The 295-nt window shown below is 56.6% G+C and carries 1 protein-coding gene; it reads left to right on the top strand.

From position 1 onward, the window contains the following. A partial coding sequence (locus P0G09_RS19480; RefSeq protein ID WP_275253501.1) for a hypothetical protein occupies positions 1–213 on the top strand: 213 nt, incomplete at its 5' end. Positions 214–295 lie beyond the last annotated feature (82 nt).

Below are 295 nucleotides of genomic sequence, written 5' to 3' on the forward strand. Positions count from 1 at the left end.
GGCCAGCTTGCGGTAAGCCTTTATGATCTCCGCATCGGTGGCCGTTTAGGATACTCCCAGCACTTCGTAGTAATCGCGCTTTTCCTGTGCCATAACCATACCTCTATAAAACCAGCAAAGGCCGCCCCGGCAAAACCGGAGCGGCTTTTGCTTTTATCCGGCACGCCTGCCCGCCGGTTTGGCCGGGCATCTGCCGTTTGTGTCATAACTTAAACTTCCTTGAAGTCAGCGTCCACAACGCCGTCATCGTTGGGCTTCTGCTGGTTGTTTGCGCCAGCATCGGGGCCGGGCTGTG

The organism is Faecalibacterium sp. DFI.5.82 (assembly GCF_029076575.1).
Lineage (GTDB): Bacteria > Bacillota > Clostridia > Oscillospirales > Ruminococcaceae > Faecalibacterium > Faecalibacterium duncaniae.